The following is a 16,977-nucleotide window of genomic DNA, read 5'->3' as shown; positions in this document are numbered from 1 at the left end:
TTTTACAATAAATATGAGACATTATTTTTCGATTTTTGAATTTTTTTGTTAAAAAATAATTTTCTTAGATAAGATAAAAAGGTATGATTCTGAAAATTATAAATAAAAAACGATAAATCAATATTACGGCCATTTAAATTTAGCAAGGCTGAAGTTTGTAGAGCCGAAGAAAGAAAGCAATGAATAAAAAAATAGCATTATTACCTCTGATGATTGCCAGCGCATTTGCCTATTCCGCCGATGAAACCTCAACCGCGGCTTCCGACGCTTCGGTGGAAGTGAAAAATGTGGAAGTAAAGGCCAAAGGGTTTAAATCCTTTTCCATTGCCAGCGACGGTGATTTACGCGACCGCGTCAATTTGGGCTTGTTGGGCAAAGCCAATGCCTTTACCGCGCCGATTACGGTGGTTAACTATGATGAAAAAGTCATCAACGACACAGAAGCGCGCACGTTGGTTGACGTTGTGGCCAAAAAAGACGCTTCCACTTGGCAGTTCGGCGGCGAAAGCAATACGTTGACCGGCCTGTATTTCCGGGGTTATCAGCTCGATTCGCGTCAGTTTAGCGTTAATGGCTTGGCCGGCATGTATGGCACGCAGGGCACATCCAGCGTGCAGGTTGCTTCAGCCCAACTGATTAAAGGCGCCAGCACCGCCGTGAACGGCATGGATCCCGAAGGTGCGGTATCCGGTGCAGTCAATATCGAAACCAAAAAAGCATCCGACGAGGGCAACCGTAAAGTCGGCTTGGGCTGGTTTAGCAACAACCGTGCGCAAGGCACGCTTGATTTGGGCCAGCGTTTCGGCGCAGACAAACAATTCGGCGTACGCGTTAACGGCAAGCTGCGCCACGGCGATACGCCGCGCCACGGTTACAGCGAAGACAACAAAGAATTTGCTTTGAATACCGACTATCGCGGCGAGAAACTGCGTGTGGCCTTCGATTCTTTCTATTCCAAACGCAAAACAACCGGCGGCCGCGCCCGTATGCAGGATATCCAAAACGCCAACGGCCGCTTATTTGATGCGCTGAATGGCAAAACCAATCTGCTGCCCAGCTGGCAGAAGCAAGATACCCGCAGCCAGACCAATATGCTCACATTTGAGTATGATGCGTTTGAGAATGCCCAGATAACAGGCGGTATCGGCTATAACGAAGCGCGTTACTACGGCAATTTTTCTTCTCCCACGGTAACAGAGAGTGGCTTGACATACAACTCGGGCCGCGCTCGGCTGACCGATCAGCGCTTTAAGACTTTGAGTATGAACTTGGCTGCCCGCGGAGAATTTGAAACAGGTCCGGTCAGCCATAATTGGAGCACGGCGTTTGACCGCATCATTCGTAAACGTTTGACCTATATAGGTGAAAATCGAACAACCAGTCGAGAGATTAATCCCAGCGGCGATATTCCGGCGCAATTGGCCGCATTAAATGCCAATTTGGGAACCGCCTGGAATGCAACACCGAGCACAAACCACACGATTAAAGTCAACAGCTTGGCTTTATCCGATACATTGGGTTTTGCCGATAATAAATACCGCTTGACGGTAGGCGGGCGCTTCCAACAAGTCGAGCAGAACGACCGTGCTGCAAACCAAAAGGCAGATGCCAGCCGCTTCAGCCCGATGTTGATGACCGCATGGGTTCCCTCGCCCGATTTGGTGGTTTACGGCAATTACATGGAAGACTTGGAGCCGACCAGCATCAGCGTTGACGATAAAGGAAGAGCAACCATGGCTCACCCGCGTGTCAGCCGGCAGTTTGAAGTGGGCGTGCGTAAAAATTGGGGCGATTTTGTAACTACACTGAACGCCTTCCAGATTACCCGGCCGGGTTATTGGTACGGGGGAAATGTAACAGAAGGAAAGGATGTTGTAACCAACAAAGACCCCAAAAAAGATTTTACGGCCATGAATGCCGTTGCCGGTGCAGCGCAAGGTAGGGAGCGCAACCGCGGTATCGAATTCAATACCTATGCCAATCTGCTCGGCAAAACCCTGCGCCCGAGCTTCGGCCTGATGTATTTGCAGTCAACCGTAAAAGATTATCCGAATTTCAAAGATAATCTGGTTAGCGGCGTGCAAGTGGCCAACCCGCGCATCGTTGCCAAAGCCGGTATCGAATGGGATATGCCTTATGTTAACGGTTTGACGGTTAACGGAAACATCCAGCATTTCGGCAAATCTTATCAACGTACGGATAAAGCATATTCGCTCCCTTCATATACTTTAGTTGATGTCGGCGCGAAATACCGCACGAAAATCGGCAAAGGCAACACGCTGACCCTAACCAGCACGGTTGAAAACCTGTTTAATAAGGCCTATTGGCAAGTGCAGCGCGGCCAATACGACCGCAGCTTTGCCGTATTGGGTATGCCGCGCACCTATTGGTTGAAAGCAGAATTATCGTTTTAAGCGTTTTAAAACCGCTTTGATCATAAGCGTAAAAAATTCAGACAGGCATAATATTAAATGCCTGTCTGAATTTTTTTATGGGATTATAATAACGAAAATTTCCGGCTGTTTTAATAAACTGTTTCGGGAAAGTGGTTTATGTAGGCGAATTAATTCTTATACGTTTGCCAACGATTTGCTTAGATTTGAGAAAATGCCTGTCATTTTCTTAATGTCGCTAACCTAGGGTTATCATAAAAATATAAGGAGGTTGGCGAAATATAATTGTTCTTTAACAATCAGGAAATTATATTTGTGAGTGTGGTAAATTAGGCTGTGCCATATTCATAAACCGCTTTCGAGGAAAAGCTTTAGCGAATTCAGGTTATCAAACCTACGATTGGCAAAGGTTTCCGAGAAGGCTCAGCCGCCTCACAAGCGGCTGTGTGTTGAAACTCATACACATCTTTATATGTAGGAGAATAACGGTCAGCCGCCTCACAAGCGGCTGTGTGTTGAAACCAACTCTGTTGCCTGATCGCCCGAACGATTGACCAGCCGCCTCACAAGCGGCTGTGTGTTGAAACATGAGATTAAGGGTGTGATGCCAGATTTTTGCGGCAGCCGCCTCACAAGCGGCTGTGTATTTAACACAATGCCTGTCTGAAAACGTTCAGACAGGCATTTTTTATTGTGTATTGGGATAGGGATTAAGTTTTCAGTTGAACCATGTTTGTCAGGCATTGGCTGTTTGAATGGCCAAGGCTTTGCGGATGGCTATGGTAAGCAAGAATGTGGCGACCATGACCGGCAGTGTGCTGCCGAGCGGGGTTGGCCAGTTAAGCAGTGCTCGGTAAAGCAGGAAGCCGGCTAGCCACAGGCTGAGGTTGAGCCAGTCGGTATGGCTTTGGGCGCGGCGTTTGAGCACGAAATAGTCGGCAATTTGTATGGCGATCATGGGGGAGAAAACGGAGCCGATAAAGAGTAGAAAATTTTCGAAGCGGTCGACGGGCAGGGTGGCGGCCAGTATCGTGCCGATGATGGTAATGATGATGGCAACGGTGTTTTCTTTGAAACGCGGGTGTAAGGTGTTGGCGCTTACGCCGGCGGAGTAGGCGTCTAGGAAGGTGGTGGTTACGGTGGATAGCACGACAATCAGGATGCCGGCGATGCCCAAGCCGGAATGGAGCAGGATTTGGGCTATGTCGGTTTGGCTGGTAAACAAGGCGGCGGCCAAGCCTAAGGCATACATCCATGAGCTGGTTAGGAAATAGGCCAGTGTGGCGGCGAGGGTTGTTTTTCGGGGCGATTCGGCGTGGCGGGTGTAATCGGAAACCAGAGGCAGCCAAGAAAGCGGCATGATGGCGGAAAGCTCTACTGCCAAGCCGAAAGCCATGTTTTCATGGTTGGCCGGCGCGGTTATGGTCTGGCTGCCGCTGAATACTTGGCCGCTCAGCCATAGGGTGGTGATGAATAGTGCACCCAACATGAGGGTTTGCATGCGGCTGAAATGGCGCACGCCGGTAATGAGCCAGAGGATAATCAGGCCGCCGATGATGATATTCCAGACGGGCTCCGAGCCGTTGCCCCACAGGTGTTGGGTAAGTGCGGAGGCGATTTGCGCGCCGGTGAAAATCATGATGGCGGTCCAGCCGACCAGTTGTAGGATGTTGGCGGCGGAAAACAGCAGCGAGCCGTTTTTGCCGAAAGAGAGCTGAACGGTTTGCATGGCGCTGCGGCCGGTTTGGGCGCCGATAAGGCCGGCGCAATAGAAAAGCAGGCAGCCGATGAGGTGGCCGATGAAGATGGCGGCCAGCCCTTGCGACCAGCCGAGCGGAGCGAAAAGGGTGCCGGTCATGATTTCTGTTACGGATACTGCCGCGCCGAACCAAATCAGGCCGGAGGCTTTGGCGGAAAGTTTTTGGGTTTGCATGGCAGAAAAGACCTTGCTCGGATGGCGGAAGGCAAGATTATAGTCTTAGGATACGGGGCTGGGTAGTCTCTATGCCGGGCTAATGGCTTTGCTGGCTTTGGGTGTGCGATATGCCTGTCTGAAAAACGTTTTTCAGACAGGCATGGTTATGGGGGGCGGTCAAATCGGTTATAATTGGTTTGATACTTTAGCTTAGAGGAGCTTGCGTCATGCCGCGTTTTTATCCGCACCCGATTATTGCCCGCGAAGGCTGGCCGTTTATTTTGGCCGGTTTGTTGCTGAGCGTGTTGTTTACTTTTTGGCTGGAATGGTGGTCGCTGCCGTTTTGGCTGTTTACTTTGTTTGCCTTGCAGTTTTTCCGCGATCCGTCGCGGCCGATTCCGCAAGAGGCCGATGCGGTTTTATGTCCGGCCGACGGCCGCATCGTGGTGGTGGAACGGGCGACAGACCCTTATCGAAATACCGAGGCGCTGAAAATCAGCGTGTTTATGAATGTGTTCAACGTGCATTCGCAGCGCTCGCCGATTGACGGTACGATTACCAGCGTGGAATACAATAAAGGCAAATTTCTGAATGCCGCTTTGGATAAGGCGAGTTTGGAAAACGAACGCAATGCGGTGTTGGCCGTTACCCGCAGCGGGCGCGAGCTAACTTTTGTGCAGGTGGCGGGTTTGGTGGCGCGCCGTATTTTGTGTTATGCCAAAGCGGGCGACAATGTGGTGCGCGGCGAGCGCTACGGTTTTATCCGCTTTGGTTCGCGAGTGGATGTTTATTTGCCGCCGGATGCGGTGGCGCAAGTGTCGATTGGCGATAAAGTAAAAGCCAGCGTTACCATTCTGGCGCGTTTGTCGCCGGAGGCGCCGCAAGTGCCAACGGTTGAGGTGCCGCAAGCCGAAGCGGTTTCGCCTGCTCATGAAGTGAACGATGAGCAGCAGATGATTGAAGAAGCCGCCGATAAGGTCAGGGCGGTTGCCGAACGCGAAACTTCAGCGTCGTAAACATAAAACGGTTTTCAGACAGGCATCTGAAAACCGTTTTTGCATTGTGGCGTGTGTTTGGCAATGTCTTGGCGATGGATTTAAGATTGTTTGAAATAAAGGTTTAAATTAAGGAGCGGGCAATGGATTCTTTTACTGTTAAGGGTGCCAGAGTGATTGCAGAGCCTTCGTCCTTGGATTTTTACCATTTTATTGCCCACCCTTTAAAACAAAAATGCACCGCCATTGATGTTTATAAGCAGATGACATCTCGCACGCCCGGCTGGCTAAGCCTTTCTTTCAAAATCAGAGATGCTGTTTCCCGGCCGTTCGGCGTGGAAAATATTGCCGGTTTCGATTCGCAGCCGGGTGCGAACCTTAAAGTAGGCGACAAGCTGCATTTCTTTACGCTGGAAGAGCTGTCTGACGACCATATTGTGCTGACCGCAATCGACAAACACCTCGGCGTGATGGTCGATTTACAGGTGAAAGCGGCGGGAAGCGACGGCGAAAATTATTTGGCACAAGCTGTTACGACGGTCAAAACGTTTAACTGCTATGGCAAATTTTATATGTTGCCTGTGGCGCCCATGCACGGCGTGGTTATGAAAAGCCTTTTTAAGAATCTTGAATAAAGGGTATTCAATACAGGTAAATTGGCCGGTGTTATTGAATGAAAAGTGTTTTGCGTAGTTCAATGGTTTCAGAGACGCGTATTTAAAGAGGATAGTATTTTGACTAAACGTCAACCCGACAAATTTTTAAACAAACCCGAGCGTGTGATGCTGGTGGGCGTGATGTTGGCGGCTGATTTCAGCGGTGCCAACGAAATCCGCGAGCGGGATTTCCAAGCGGCCTTAGCCGAAGCAGCAGAATTGGTTGCGGCGACTGGCGGCGAATTGGTGCGGACGGAGAGTACCAAACGCGAGCGGGTGCACAGCGCTTTGTTTGTCGGCACGGGTAAGGCGGAGGAGCTGGCCGAAATCGTGCGACAGGAAACCATCGAGCTGGTGGTGTTTAACCACGAGCTGACGCCGACGCAGGAGCGAAATCTGGAAAAGGCGCTGCAATGCCGCGTTCTCGACCGGGTCGGGCTGATTCTGGCCATTTTCGCGCAGCGTGCACAAAGTCAGGAAGGTCGGCTGCAAGTGGAATTGGCGCAGCTTACTCATCTTTCCGGCCGTTTGGTACGCGGTTACAGCCATTTGCAGAGCCAGAAAGGCGGCATCGGCCTGAAAGGCCCGGGCGAAACGCAGCTGGAAACCGACCGCCGGCTAATCGGCCAGAAAATCACGGCGCTGAAACGGCAGTTGAAAAATGTGGCTCAGCAGCGCGCTACCCGTCGCAAGGCGCGTATGGCGGGCAGCTTGAAAACATTTGCCATCGTCGGCTATACCAACAGCGGAAAATCCAGTTTGTTCAACCGCTTGACCAAAGCCGACGTACTGGCGAAAGACCAGCTTTTTGCCACGTTGGATACAACGGCGCGCCGCCTTTATCTCACGCCGGAATGCAGCGTGATTCTAACCGATACGGTGGGTTTTGTACGTGATTTGCCGCACGGTTTGGTGGCGGCTTTTTCTGCAACGCTGGAAGAAACCGCGCTGGCCGACGTGCTGCTGCATATGGCCGATGCGTCGAATGTTTATGTGTCGCGGCAGGAAGATGATGTGAATCAGGTATTACAGGAAATCGGCGCAGGCGAGCTGCCGCAGCTTCTGGTTTACAACAAAACCGATTTACTGCCGCCGGAAAACCGCCCGCAAGGTATTCGGCGCAATGCGGCAGGTGTTCCGGTGGCGGTGTATCTCTCTGTTAAGGAAGGATGGGGCTTGGCGGATTTGCGGCAGGCGATGGTGGAATTGGCGATGTAAATAATAGATGTTTTGCGGCAAAGCGAGACGAAATGGCAGCGGATGCTTATTTCACAAAGTGTGCAGTATTTATATGATATGTTATTGTTAGGATTGAAATAGAACTAACGGAAATTATTGTTTATTTGATGTTTTTTTAATATGGCCTGTTTGATAGCCGTTTGGCTTTCAGACAGGCATTTTATCTTGCAAAATTGTCGGATAAAATGACTTTATGAAAAACAAACGGTTTAATTTGTTGAAATTTAAATTAATTTTTATGAGCGCTGTTCAAGGATTTATGTAATAATGCTGAAAGCATAATAAATACTATATACAGGGCGTACTTATGGAGAATATCAATATTTTAGTTGCGCAGCCGTCGATGCCGAGGTTTGAAGAGTTTGTGGAGGAAATCAGGCCGATTTGGGAGAGCTGCATGCTGACCAATATGGGGTCGATGTATGAAAAGCTGCTTTATCAGCTGATGGAATACCTCGATGTGCCGCGGCTTTCTTTGTTTGTCAACGGCCATATGGCGTTGGAATTGGCCATCGAAGCCTTGGGGCTGACCGGAGAAGTGATTACGACGCCGTACACTTTCGCTTCCACTACCCATGCCATCGCGCGCAGCGGCCTTACGCCCGTGTTTTGTGATATTCGCCCTGATGATTACACAATCGACGCAACCAAAATCGAAGCGCTGATTACGGAAAAAACGTCGGCCATCATCCCTGTGCATGTTTACGGCAATTTATGCGATGTTGAAGCGATTGACGCCATTGCCGAAAAGCATGGCTTGAAAGTGCTTTACGACGCAGCTCAGGCGTTCGGCATGCGTTATAAAGGCGAAGGCGTCGGCAATTTCGGCGATGCGGTTATGTTCAGCTTTCATGCCACGAAAGTATTTCACACCATAGAAGGCGGCGCGATTGCTTTTTCTGAAGAAGCTCTCAGCAAACCCTTGCATGATATGAAGAATTTCGGCATTGCCGGAGAAGGGAAGGTCGAAAGCATCGGCGCCAACGGCAAATTAGACGAATTCAGAGCGGCGATGGGTATCTGCAATCTGCGCCATGTGGAGGGAGAAATTGATAAGCGCCGTGCGGTTTACGAGCGTTATTTGCAGCATCTCGACGGTGTGCCCGGTTTGCGCCCCAACCGTTTTCGGCAAGGCATTCAGCCTAATTATGCGTATTTCCCGCTTTATATCGAGCCGGAGGCGTTTGGCAGGCATCGCGATGATGTTTTCCGCGCGTTGAAAAAACACCATATTTTAAGCCGAAAATATTTTTATCCGGCTACCAACCGTTTCGTTTGCTATCGAAACCGTTTCCATCCCGGTTGCACGCCGGTGTCGGATCAGGTGTCGAACAATATCCTGACCTTGCCGATGTATGCCGATTTGCCGTTGGTTGAAGTAGACCGTATATGCCGGATTATTCTTGATTGCGCGGAGGCATGATATGGCGGCGAACAAATTTTTCTCTCCGGCAGAACAGCATCGCATGATTGGCACTTTGGCTGCGCAACCGGTTGCGGCCGATGTTACACCAACGGATATCCGGGTACCCGATACGTTTTACACCCGCTACGGCAAACGGATGCTGGATATCGTGGTGGCATTAATCGCATTGGTGCTGACCTTGCCGCTTAATCTGCTGTTGGCCGCGGCTACTTATTTGGATGTCGGCGGGCCGATTTTATTCCGCCAGCAGCGGGTGGGCCGCAACGGCCGGTTTTTTACCATCGTCAAATTCCGTAATATGACGAACGATACAGACGAACACGGTCGCCTGTTGCCGGCGGCGCAGCGGATTACCCGCTGGGGCAGCTTTGTGCGGAAAACGTCGCTTGACGAATTGTTGAATTTTATCAGTATCTTGAAAGGCGATATGTCGCTTATCGGCCCGCGCCCGCTGTTGCCGGAATATACCGAGCGTTACCATCGGCGCCATAAAATGCGCTTGATGCTGCGCCCCGGCTTGGAATGTCCGCCGTGCAAGCCGTTGGCTCATGCTTGGACTTGGCAGGAGCAGCTGGATAATGATGTTTGGTATGTGCAGAACGTCAGTTTTCTGCTCGATTGCAAAATGTTGCTATGCCTTGTGCGGTTTGCCGTTGACGGCAAACATGCGCAGATGCGCTCGGATGTGGCGAGAGGCGCGTTTATGGGCTATTCGGCAACGGGCGAAGCAATCGGCGAGTTTGAGATGGATCGCCGTTGAAATCAGGTTTGGCGGCAGTGGTTTCCGAATGAAAACGGTATCGGGTTAGGCAAATAAATCTTTGGTATTTTGTTTAAATGTAGGATGCTATCACTTATAATTCGATATGCCTGTCTGAAAATACACGGGCGCTTCGATTTCTAGGTGGTTTGCTAAATGATTGGGAGAAAACCATGAAATATCTGTTACCTCTGGTTGCGGTATGCTTGTTGGCCGCTTGCGCAACAACGCCTGAGCAAAGGGCACGCCGGGCAGCTGAGCAGAAGCGCCAAGAGCAGGAATTGCAGGTTGCGTTGGCATCGCAATGCGATAAAGACACGGCGGAAATGATGCGTCGCCAGTTTGCCGGCGAAACCGGCACTAATGAAAAAGCGCGGCAGGCGTTTCGTTTGAATTATATTGATAAAACCAACGATAAGTTGTTCCAGTCTTGTTATCGCTTGGCATGGGAAAATTACATCAACCAGCGCCGTTTGGAGCGCGCCGAGCGCTTGCGGTATTACGATGATTGGTATTGGGGTCCTTATCCGTATTGGTGGTGGTAGAGCGTTTGTATTCTTAATTCAAATGCCTGTCTGAAGTTTTTCAGACAGGCATTTAATCAATCAAACGTCTTTTTCAGCGTTGAGCCGATTCGTGTGATTTCTCTTACAACGGTTTGCGGCCCAGCAGGCGGATTAGGGCGCTTTCCCCTCTATGGCGTGAGCCTTCAGTTTGATCGAGGCGGATATATTCAGCAATCAGCCATTCCAGCCCGTTAAAGGCGCTTTTCATTTCTTCAAGCGTGCCGAGCATGGCTGGATTGCTGGGGCCGCCCGTGCCAAGGGCGATTTGCTCCGGATGGTAAAACACGCCGACAAACATGCCACCCGGTTCCAGCGCCGTTACGATGCGTTGGCAAATTTGGGTGCGCAAAGGTTCGATAAAATGGCAGAATATGCTGCAGATAACAGCATAATGCGCGGGAATGAATGGATATTCTGCAATGTCGTGCTGCTCCGCTTTGAACGGCACGCCTTTGATTTGAGCCAGCCGGCGGGCTTTTTGCAAGCCGATTTCCGATAAGTCGATACCGGTGGTTTCCAAGCCTTGTTCTGCCAGAAAAACACCGTTACGACCTTCGCCGGTCGCTACATCCAATGCCCGCCCGTGTTTGGGTAAATGATGCAGCACTTCGCGCAGCAAAACGTTCGGTTCGGTGCCGAAAATAAACTCTTCCGTAGCATAGCGCTCGTCCCATTTATACATGATTTTCCCTTTCAGACAGGCAATCGGCCTTTATTCGATGTTTTGCACCTGCTCGCGCATTTGTTCGATTAACACTTTCAATTCAACCGAAGCCTGCGTGCATTCCGCCGAGATGGCTTTGCTGCCCAAGGTATTGGCTTCCCGATTCAATTCCTGCATCAGGAAATCCAAGCGTTTGCCTACGCTGCCCTTTTGCTCGGATACAATCCGTCGTACTTCGGCGATGTGCGTGCGCAGCCGGCTGAATTCTTCATCAACATCGGCTTTCTGGATATACAGTGCAAATTCCTGTTTCAGCCGGTCTTCGTCGATGTTTTCTACCGCTTCAACCAAACGGGCGCGGATTTTTTCCTGATAAGCCTGCAGCAGATGGGGAAACAATTCGGCCAGTGCATCCACAATTTCATCCATTGCCGTCAGCCGCGTCAGGATATGTTCTTGAAGTTTCAAGCCTTCGCGGCGGCGGCTTTCTGCAAAGTCGGCCAAAGCGCGTTTCAGCAAATCCTGCACAGTCTGGGCGAAAGCCTCTTCATCCGCGGCAGGGCTGACCAGCACGCCTTGGAATTTCAGAATGTCGGCAGCCGTCAGTTTGCCCAAACCGCTGTATTTTTTGCGCCATTTGGCATTGAGCGCCGCCAGTTCGTCAACTAAAGTTTCATTAACATTCAATGAAACCTCGCCGTTTTCCAACGGTTGCACTTGAATGCGGCATTCCACCTTGCCCCGTATTGCCTGTTTTGCCACCTGCTCGCGCAACGTGCTCTCCAGATAACGCAAATCGTCGGGCATTTTAAACTGTACGTCTAAATAGCGGTGGTTGACCGCGCGGATTTCCAGATTGATGCGTTTGCCGCTGCATTCACCCGTCGCATTGGCAAAGCCGGTCATACTGTGGATGGTCATGATGTTGTTTTTCTCCGATAAATATCAATTAAAGTTATGAATAAAGCGGCAAACCGAAACGGCTTGCTATCCATATAGAATGAAACCTGTGCCAATATATCACAAGCGCGCGTGATATAATCTGCCAACCGCCATTTAGAAGGAAAAATTAATGACTGCCGCTTATATCCGTACTTCACGCCCGGCCGATGCGATGCGCAAAATCGTCATAACCCCCCACTTTTTGCCGCATGCCGACGGCTCCTGTTTGATTGAATGCGGCAATACCAAAGTGATTTGCACCGCGTCGGTAGATGAAAACGTACCGCCGTTTCTGCGGGGAAAAAATCAAGGTTGGGTAACTGCCGAATACGGTATGCTGCCGGCGTCTACCGCTTCCCGCATGCGTCGCGAAGCGGCGGCCGGCAAGCAAAGCGGGCGCACGCAGGAAATTCAGCGCTTAATCGGCCGTTCGCTGCGCGCGGTGGTGGATATGGAAAAACTGGGCGAGCGCCAGATTCTGATTGATTGCGATGTGATTCAGGCCGACGGCGGCACCCGAACCGCATCGATTACCGGCGCGTTTGTGGCATTGCGCATTGCTTTGCATAAGCTCGTGCAAGGCGGATTGGTGGCGCAAAACCCGCTGACGGGCAGCGTTGCGGCTATTTCCGTCGGTATCGTAGGAGGCGTGCCGCTGTTGGATTTGGATTACCCTGAAGATTCCGGATGTGAGAGTGACATCAATATCGTCATGACCGGCAGCGGCAAAATTGTGGAAATCCAAGGCACTGCCGAGGGCGAACCTTTTTCACGCGAAGAGCTTGATCAGCTTATCGCATTGGCAGCCAAAGGCACGCAGCAATTGGCCCAATTGCAAGAGCAGGCTTTCAGACAGGCATTCGCTTAAACCGCGGCTAAGCGGCAGCAGCGTAAGAAGAATGCCTGTCTGAATATGTTTTCAGACAGGCATTTTTTGTGCGGCGCAATATCATATGGTTTAAAACGCCTTGCAAACCTTGTATTCCTGCAAAGATTTGGTAATAATAACCGCTTATTTTCTTTTCATTCCTTATCATTAACAGAAAGCAGCAAAATGGCGTTAATCGTACAAAAATACGGCGGCACCTCGGTAGGTTCGGCCGAACGTATCAAAAACGTAGCAAACCGTGTTGCCAAAGCCCGTGCCGAAGGGCATGACGTGGTGGTGGTGGTTTCCGCCATGAGCGGCGAAACCAACCGTTTGGTCGCTCTGGCGCATGAAATGCAAGAATTTCCCGATCCGCGCGAATTGGATGTGGTGCTGGCGACCGGCGAACAGGTTACCATCGGCCTGCTGGCCATGGCGCTGAAAAACATCGGCGTGGAGGCGAAGAGCTATACCGGCTGGCAGGTTGCCGTGCAAACAGACGCCGCGCATACTAAAGCACGCATCGATCATATCGACGACGGGCGTATGCGCGCCGATTTGAAAGAGGGCAAGGTCGTGATTGTGGCCGGTTTCCAAGGCGTAACCGGCGAAGGCGATATTGCCACTTTAGGTCGCGGCGGTTCCGATACTTCGGCCGTTGCCTTGGCCGCAGCCCTGAAAGCCGACGAATGTCAGATTTATACTGATGTTGACGGCGTTTATACGACCGACCCGCGCGTTGTGCCCGAAGCGCGCCGCATGAACACCATTTCTTTTGAAGAAATGCTTGAATTGGCAAGCTTGGGCTCAAAAGTTTTACAAATCCGTTCGGTAGAATTCGCCGGCAAATACAAAGTACGCCTGCGCGTATTAAGCAGCCTGCAAGAAGGCGGCGAAGGCACTTTAATTACCTTTGAAGAGGATGAGAATATGGAAAAAGCCGCTGTGCAAGGCATCGCTTTCGATAAAAACCAAGCCCGCATCAATGTGCGCGGTGTACCCGACAAACCCGGCATTGCCTATCAAATCCTCGGTACCGTGGCAGACGCCAATATCGAAGTCGATATGATTATTCAAAACGTTGGCGAAGAAGGCACGACTGATTTTTCTTTCACTGTGCCGCGCGGCGATTACAAACCCACATTGGATTTAATCAACGGCCTGAAAGATAGCTTGGGTGCCGCTGCGATCGATGGTGACGACGGAGTGTGCAAAGTTTCCATCGTCGGCGTCGGCATGCGTTCGCATGCGGGTGTGGCAGCCAGAATGTTCCGTACATTGGCGGAGGAAGGCATTAATATCCAGATGATTTCTACTTCCGAAATCAAAGTTTCCGTTTTGCTTGACGAGAAATATATGGAATTGGCCACACGGGTATTGCATAAAGCATTTGAATTGGATAAGGCCTGATTGTATTGCTATTGAAAGGCCCGTCTGAAAAGGCAGGTCTGATTAGATGCTGTTGGGTTTTCGATTGGCTTTTTTTCAGACAGGCTTAATGCCTGTCTGAAATTTTATCGGCTGCCCGAATCGATTGCCGAAAGTGAATATGCGGCTTGTACGCCGTGGCTGCGTCATACCTTGGCGGCATTCTGAAAATTTCTGCCGACATAGCGTTGCAATCAACTCAATCATCAGCGTCGGCGCTTGCTGCCCGGCAGCGGCATGTCCGCCCATTTGATGATGTTTGCCACTTCAGCCGGATTCAATTCATAAAACTGGCCGCGTTTCAAACGGTTCGGCAAACCTATGGGGCCGAAACCGACGCGTACCAAACGGCTGACCGTTAGGTCGAAATGCTCGAAAATACGGCGCACTTCCCGATTGCGGCCTTCTTTGATCACAACGTTATACCATTTATTCGCCCCTTCACCGCCTTGCTCGTAAATGCGTTCCACTTTCGCCAAACCGTCGTCCAACATAACGCCGTTTTCAGTCAGCATTTTCATTTGCTCGGTTGAAAGCCCGCCCAAAACGCGCACTGCATACTCGCGCTCGACTTCAAAGCTGGGGTGGGCAAAACGGTTAACCAGCTCGCCGGAAGTTGTCAGGATGAGCAGGCCGCTGGTGTTGATGTCTAAACGACCGATGGCTACCCAGCGGCTGTTGCTGGCTTGGGGCAAGCGATCGAAGATGCTGATGCGGCCTTGCGGGTCGTCGCGTGAAACGATTTCGCCTTCCTGCTTGTAATACAAAATGATGCGCGGCAGGCGGTCGGGCCATTTCAGTTTGATAACGTTGCCTTTTACTTGCACTTGGTCGTCCGGCGACACTTTGTCGCCAAGCTGAGCGGTTTTGCCGTTTACGCTAACCAGCCCTTGCGTAATCCAGCTTTCCATTTCGCGGCGCGAACCTACGCCCGATGCCGCCAATGCTTTTTGCAGGCGAACGGGTTCGAAGCTTTCAAGGTCCGAACGCTTTTCTTTCAAATCGCGGGCACGTTCCATAATTTTTTGATTAGGGTTGCGCACCACCAATTTTTTAGCACGAGCCGCTTGTATTTTAGGTGCGGCAGGCGCAGCCGTTTTGGCCGTTTTGGCACTTACCGTTTTGGCAGCCGGTTTGCGCGCTGCAGTTTTTTTGCTGATGCCGTCGCGGAATTCGCGCTTGCTATGGGTTTTGTTTTTCATTAGAGGGTCTCCTAACACGTTTGACCATCAGGTAAAACGGTCCTTCTGCGGCATTGGGCGGCAGGGTGGGTTGATGGATTCGATTCGGTTACTGTTTTGTAAGAAGCAACCGTGGCGGGTAAGCAGGGTTTAATTCAATATCTTTTCAGCGGTTGTTTCAGCTTCTTCTGCGGCGTTTGCCGGTTCGATTAAATCGGGTAAAACCAATTCGCCCAATTCGGTCAGCGGGGGCAATGCTTCCAGATTTTCAAGTTGCAAATCGCTAAGGAATACATCGGTGGTTGCCCATAAAGCGGGGCGGCCGATGGAATCCCGATGGCCGATGATTTCAATCCAGCCGCGATCTTGCAGGGTTTGCATCACGTTTTGCGATACGGCAACGCCGCGGATGTTTTCGATATCGCCGCGGGTTACCGGCTGTTGGTAGGCGATAATCGCCAGTGTTTCCATCACGGCGCGGGAATAACGCGGGGCGCGTTGCTCCTGCAGATTGCCCAAGCGTTCAAATGCGGCTTGGGCAATCTGAAAACGCCAACCTTCATGAGTGTGCACGAGCTGCAGGGCACGCTGATGCCAACGGGTCTTCAGGCTGGCCAATACGTCAATCAGTTTGTCTTGCGATAGCGGCGGCACGCATAATTCGCGCAAAGTCTTTTCGTTTAAAGGCTCGGTCTGTGTCAAAAGGGCGGCTTCGATGAGCGCATCGGGCGGGAGCTTGTCGGTCATTCGCTTGTTTTTTCTGTGTAAATAAGACTGTTTGCTGTATTAGAACCCATCAGCATGGCATATATGGTATTTTCAGACAGGCTTCTTTCCGGCTCTTTCTGCTTTTCGTGCTTCGCGTGCGGCTTTTAATTCGGCTTCTTTTTGGCGGGCTTTTTTCAGCCATATTTCCCATTGGTGCGGTGTTTCGAGCGTGATTCGTCCTAGGTGGCCGTCGCGGAAATCGGTGAGGGTGTTTTCGGCGGCTTTTTGGTAGTTGATGCGGCCGCCGCTGAGCATGGCGCCGCGTTTTTTGGCTATCCATTCCAGCCATTCGTTATCGTTCCAATGGCTGCTTGGGTCTTTGTCGGCTTGATAACGGGTTTGCAATAACGGCAGATAGTGGCGGCGCAGGTAGTCGAGCAGAGCCAGTGCCACTTCTTCTTCGTCCAGTGCGTTACGGCCGACGGCGCCGCTGGCAGCGAGGTTATAGCCGCTTTCTTCGACGATGATTTTGGGCCACAGCATGCCGGGGGTGTCGTAGAGCCAGAAGTCGTCGGCGAGAAACAAGCGTTGTTCGGCTTTGGTAATGCCGGGTTCGTTGCCGGTTTTGGCGGATTTTTTACCGATCATGCCGTTGATTAGGGTGGACTTGCCGACGTTTGGGATACCGCAAATCAATACGCGTAAAGGTTTGTCCAAGCCTTTGCGATTGGGAACAAGTGCGCGGCAGGCGCGGGTGATTTTGGCGGTGGCGGCGGTTTCGGAGGAGTCAAGTGCAATGGCTTGGGTATCGGGCTGGTTGTTATACCAATCTAGCCAGACGGCAGTGCGCTCGGAATCGGCAAGGTCTTGTTTGTTTAGGATTTTAAGTTTGGGTTTGTCGCGTGAAAGCTGCGCCAGCAAGGGGTTGGCGCTGGAGGCGGGCAGGCGGGCGTCTAGCATTTCGATGACCATGTCTACGCTTTTGATGCGTTCGGCGATGGCTTTTTTGGCTTTGTTCATGTGGCCGGGAAACCATTGGATGGCCATGTTGTTTCTTTCTTCGGTTGGTTTTCAGACAGGCATCGTGGGTGTGGCGCTTGTCTGAACACGGGTTCGGATTGGGTTTAAGGGAATTATCTGGTTGAAGAGGGCGGCAGGGATAATTCGTTATATGTATTTCAGGCAGCCTTGCGCGGATGTGAAGGCTGCCTGAATCGGGTTGTAGCGGATTATAGC

The 16,977-nt window shown here is 51.1% G+C and carries 15 protein-coding genes and 1 CRISPR repeat array; of the genes, 9 read left to right on the top strand and 6 right to left on the bottom strand.

The genetic code is table 11. The features are described 5' to 3' along the window. The first annotated feature begins 179 nt into the window (after positions 1-179). Positions 180-2,414 carry a TonB-dependent siderophore receptor gene (locus Q4A84_RS04555; RefSeq protein ID WP_303087741.1) on the top strand — a complete coding sequence of 745 codons (2,235 nt, stop codon included), beginning with the start codon at positions 180-182 and terminating at the stop codon, positions 2,412-2,414. A 402-nt stretch (positions 2,415-2,816) separates the two neighbouring features. Continuing rightward, positions 2,817-3,046: direct repeats of the CRISPR family, unit length 32 nt; unit sequence CAGCCGCCTCACAAGCGGCTGTGTGTTGAAAC. An 83-nt stretch (positions 3,047-3,129) separates the two neighbouring features. Here Q4A84_RS04555 and cytX read toward each other — a convergent pair. Beyond that, positions 3,130-4,326, bottom strand: a complete 1,197-nt coding sequence (gene cytX, locus Q4A84_RS04550) for a putative hydroxymethylpyrimidine transporter CytX (protein ID WP_303087740.1) — start codon at positions 4,324-4,326, stop codon at positions 3,130-3,132. A gap of 209 nt (positions 4,327-4,535) precedes the next feature. On the opposite strand from cytX, the gene Q4A84_RS04545 reads away from it, so the two are divergent. From Q4A84_RS04545 to Q4A84_RS04520, 6 genes are all read left to right on the top strand, one after another. After that, positions 4,536-5,324 carry a phosphatidylserine decarboxylase gene (locus Q4A84_RS04545; RefSeq protein WP_303087739.1) on the top strand — a complete coding sequence of 263 codons (789 nt, stop codon included), beginning with the start codon at positions 4,536-4,538 and terminating at the stop codon, positions 5,322-5,324. Between the two features lie 122 nt (positions 5,325-5,446). After that, the gene (locus Q4A84_RS04540) at positions 5,447-5,938 is read left to right on the top strand and encodes a DUF2867 domain-containing protein (RefSeq protein WP_303087738.1); all 492 of its coding nucleotides are present in this window, start codon (positions 5,447-5,449) and stop codon (positions 5,936-5,938) included. 147 nt (positions 5,939-6,085) lie between these two features. Next, positions 6,086-7,177 carry a GTPase HflX gene (gene hflX / locus Q4A84_RS04535; RefSeq protein ID WP_303087774.1) on the top strand — a complete coding sequence of 364 codons (1,092 nt, stop codon included), beginning with the start codon at positions 6,086-6,088 and terminating at the stop codon, positions 7,175-7,177. A gap of 328 nt (positions 7,178-7,505) precedes the next feature. Beyond that, positions 7,506-8,621, top strand: coding sequence for a DegT/DnrJ/EryC1/StrS aminotransferase family protein (locus Q4A84_RS04530; RefSeq protein WP_303087737.1), 1,116 nt, complete (start codon positions 7,506-7,508; stop codon positions 8,619-8,621). 1 nt (position 8,622) lies between these two features. Beyond that, on the top strand, positions 8,623-9,384 hold the full coding sequence (locus Q4A84_RS04525) for a sugar transferase (RefSeq protein WP_303087736.1): 762 nt from the start codon (positions 8,623-8,625) through the stop codon (positions 9,382-9,384). Between the two features lie 173 nt (positions 9,385-9,557). Continuing rightward, entirely contained in the window at positions 9,558-9,929 is a 372-nt protein-coding gene (locus Q4A84_RS04520) for a hypothetical protein (RefSeq protein WP_303087735.1), read from the top strand. Between the two features lie 103 nt (positions 9,930-10,032). On the opposite strand, the gene Q4A84_RS04515 is transcribed toward Q4A84_RS04520, so the two are convergent. Both Q4A84_RS04515 and Q4A84_RS04510 read right to left on the bottom strand, forming a co-directional pair. Then, positions 10,033-10,632: a class I SAM-dependent methyltransferase gene (locus tag Q4A84_RS04515; RefSeq protein ID WP_303087734.1), complete on the bottom strand. Its 600-nt coding sequence runs from the start codon at positions 10,630-10,632 to the stop codon at positions 10,033-10,035. 30 nt (positions 10,633-10,662) lie between these two features. Continuing rightward, positions 10,663-11,535 (bottom strand): YicC/YloC family endoribonuclease, encoded by an 873-nt coding sequence (locus tag Q4A84_RS04510; protein ID WP_303087733.1) that lies wholly within the window; start codon positions 11,533-11,535, stop codon positions 10,663-10,665. A 151-nt stretch (positions 11,536-11,686) separates the two neighbouring features. Here Q4A84_RS04510 and rph point away from each other — a divergent pair, with 151 nt between their 5' ends. Together rph and Q4A84_RS04500 are read left to right on the top strand one after the other, a co-directional pair. Next, positions 11,687-12,424 (top strand): ribonuclease PH, encoded by a 738-nt coding sequence (gene rph, locus Q4A84_RS04505; protein ID WP_303087732.1) that lies wholly within the window; start codon positions 11,687-11,689, stop codon positions 12,422-12,424. Positions 12,425-12,610: 186 nt separating this feature from the next. Continuing rightward, complete coding sequence (locus Q4A84_RS04500) at positions 12,611-13,834, top strand: aspartate kinase (protein WP_303087731.1); 1,224 nt, start codon at positions 12,611-12,613, stop codon at positions 13,832-13,834. A 224-nt stretch (positions 13,835-14,058) separates the two neighbouring features. Here Q4A84_RS04500 and Q4A84_RS04495 read toward each other — a convergent pair whose 3' ends face one another. The 3 genes from Q4A84_RS04495 to ylqF form a co-directional block, all read right to left on the bottom strand. Continuing rightward, complete coding sequence (locus Q4A84_RS04495; protein ID WP_303087730.1) at positions 14,059-15,054, bottom strand: pseudouridine synthase; 996 nt, start codon at positions 15,052-15,054, stop codon at positions 14,059-14,061. Between the two features lie 129 nt (positions 15,055-15,183). Then, entirely contained in the window at positions 15,184-15,780 is a 597-nt protein-coding gene (locus Q4A84_RS04490; RefSeq protein ID WP_303087729.1) for an SMC-Scp complex subunit ScpB, read from the bottom strand. Between the two features lie 72 nt (positions 15,781-15,852). Beyond that, positions 15,853-16,788 (bottom strand): ribosome biogenesis GTPase YlqF, encoded by a 936-nt coding sequence (gene ylqF / locus Q4A84_RS04485; RefSeq protein ID WP_303087728.1) that lies wholly within the window; start codon positions 16,786-16,788, stop codon positions 15,853-15,855. Positions 16,789-16,977: the final 189 nt, after the last annotated feature.

It is taken from the genome of Neisseria sp. (genome assembly GCF_030527965.1).
Taxonomy (GTDB): domain Bacteria; phylum Pseudomonadota; class Gammaproteobacteria; order Burkholderiales; family Neisseriaceae; genus Neisseria.
This window is presented reverse-complemented; position numbering and strand designations above follow the sequence as displayed.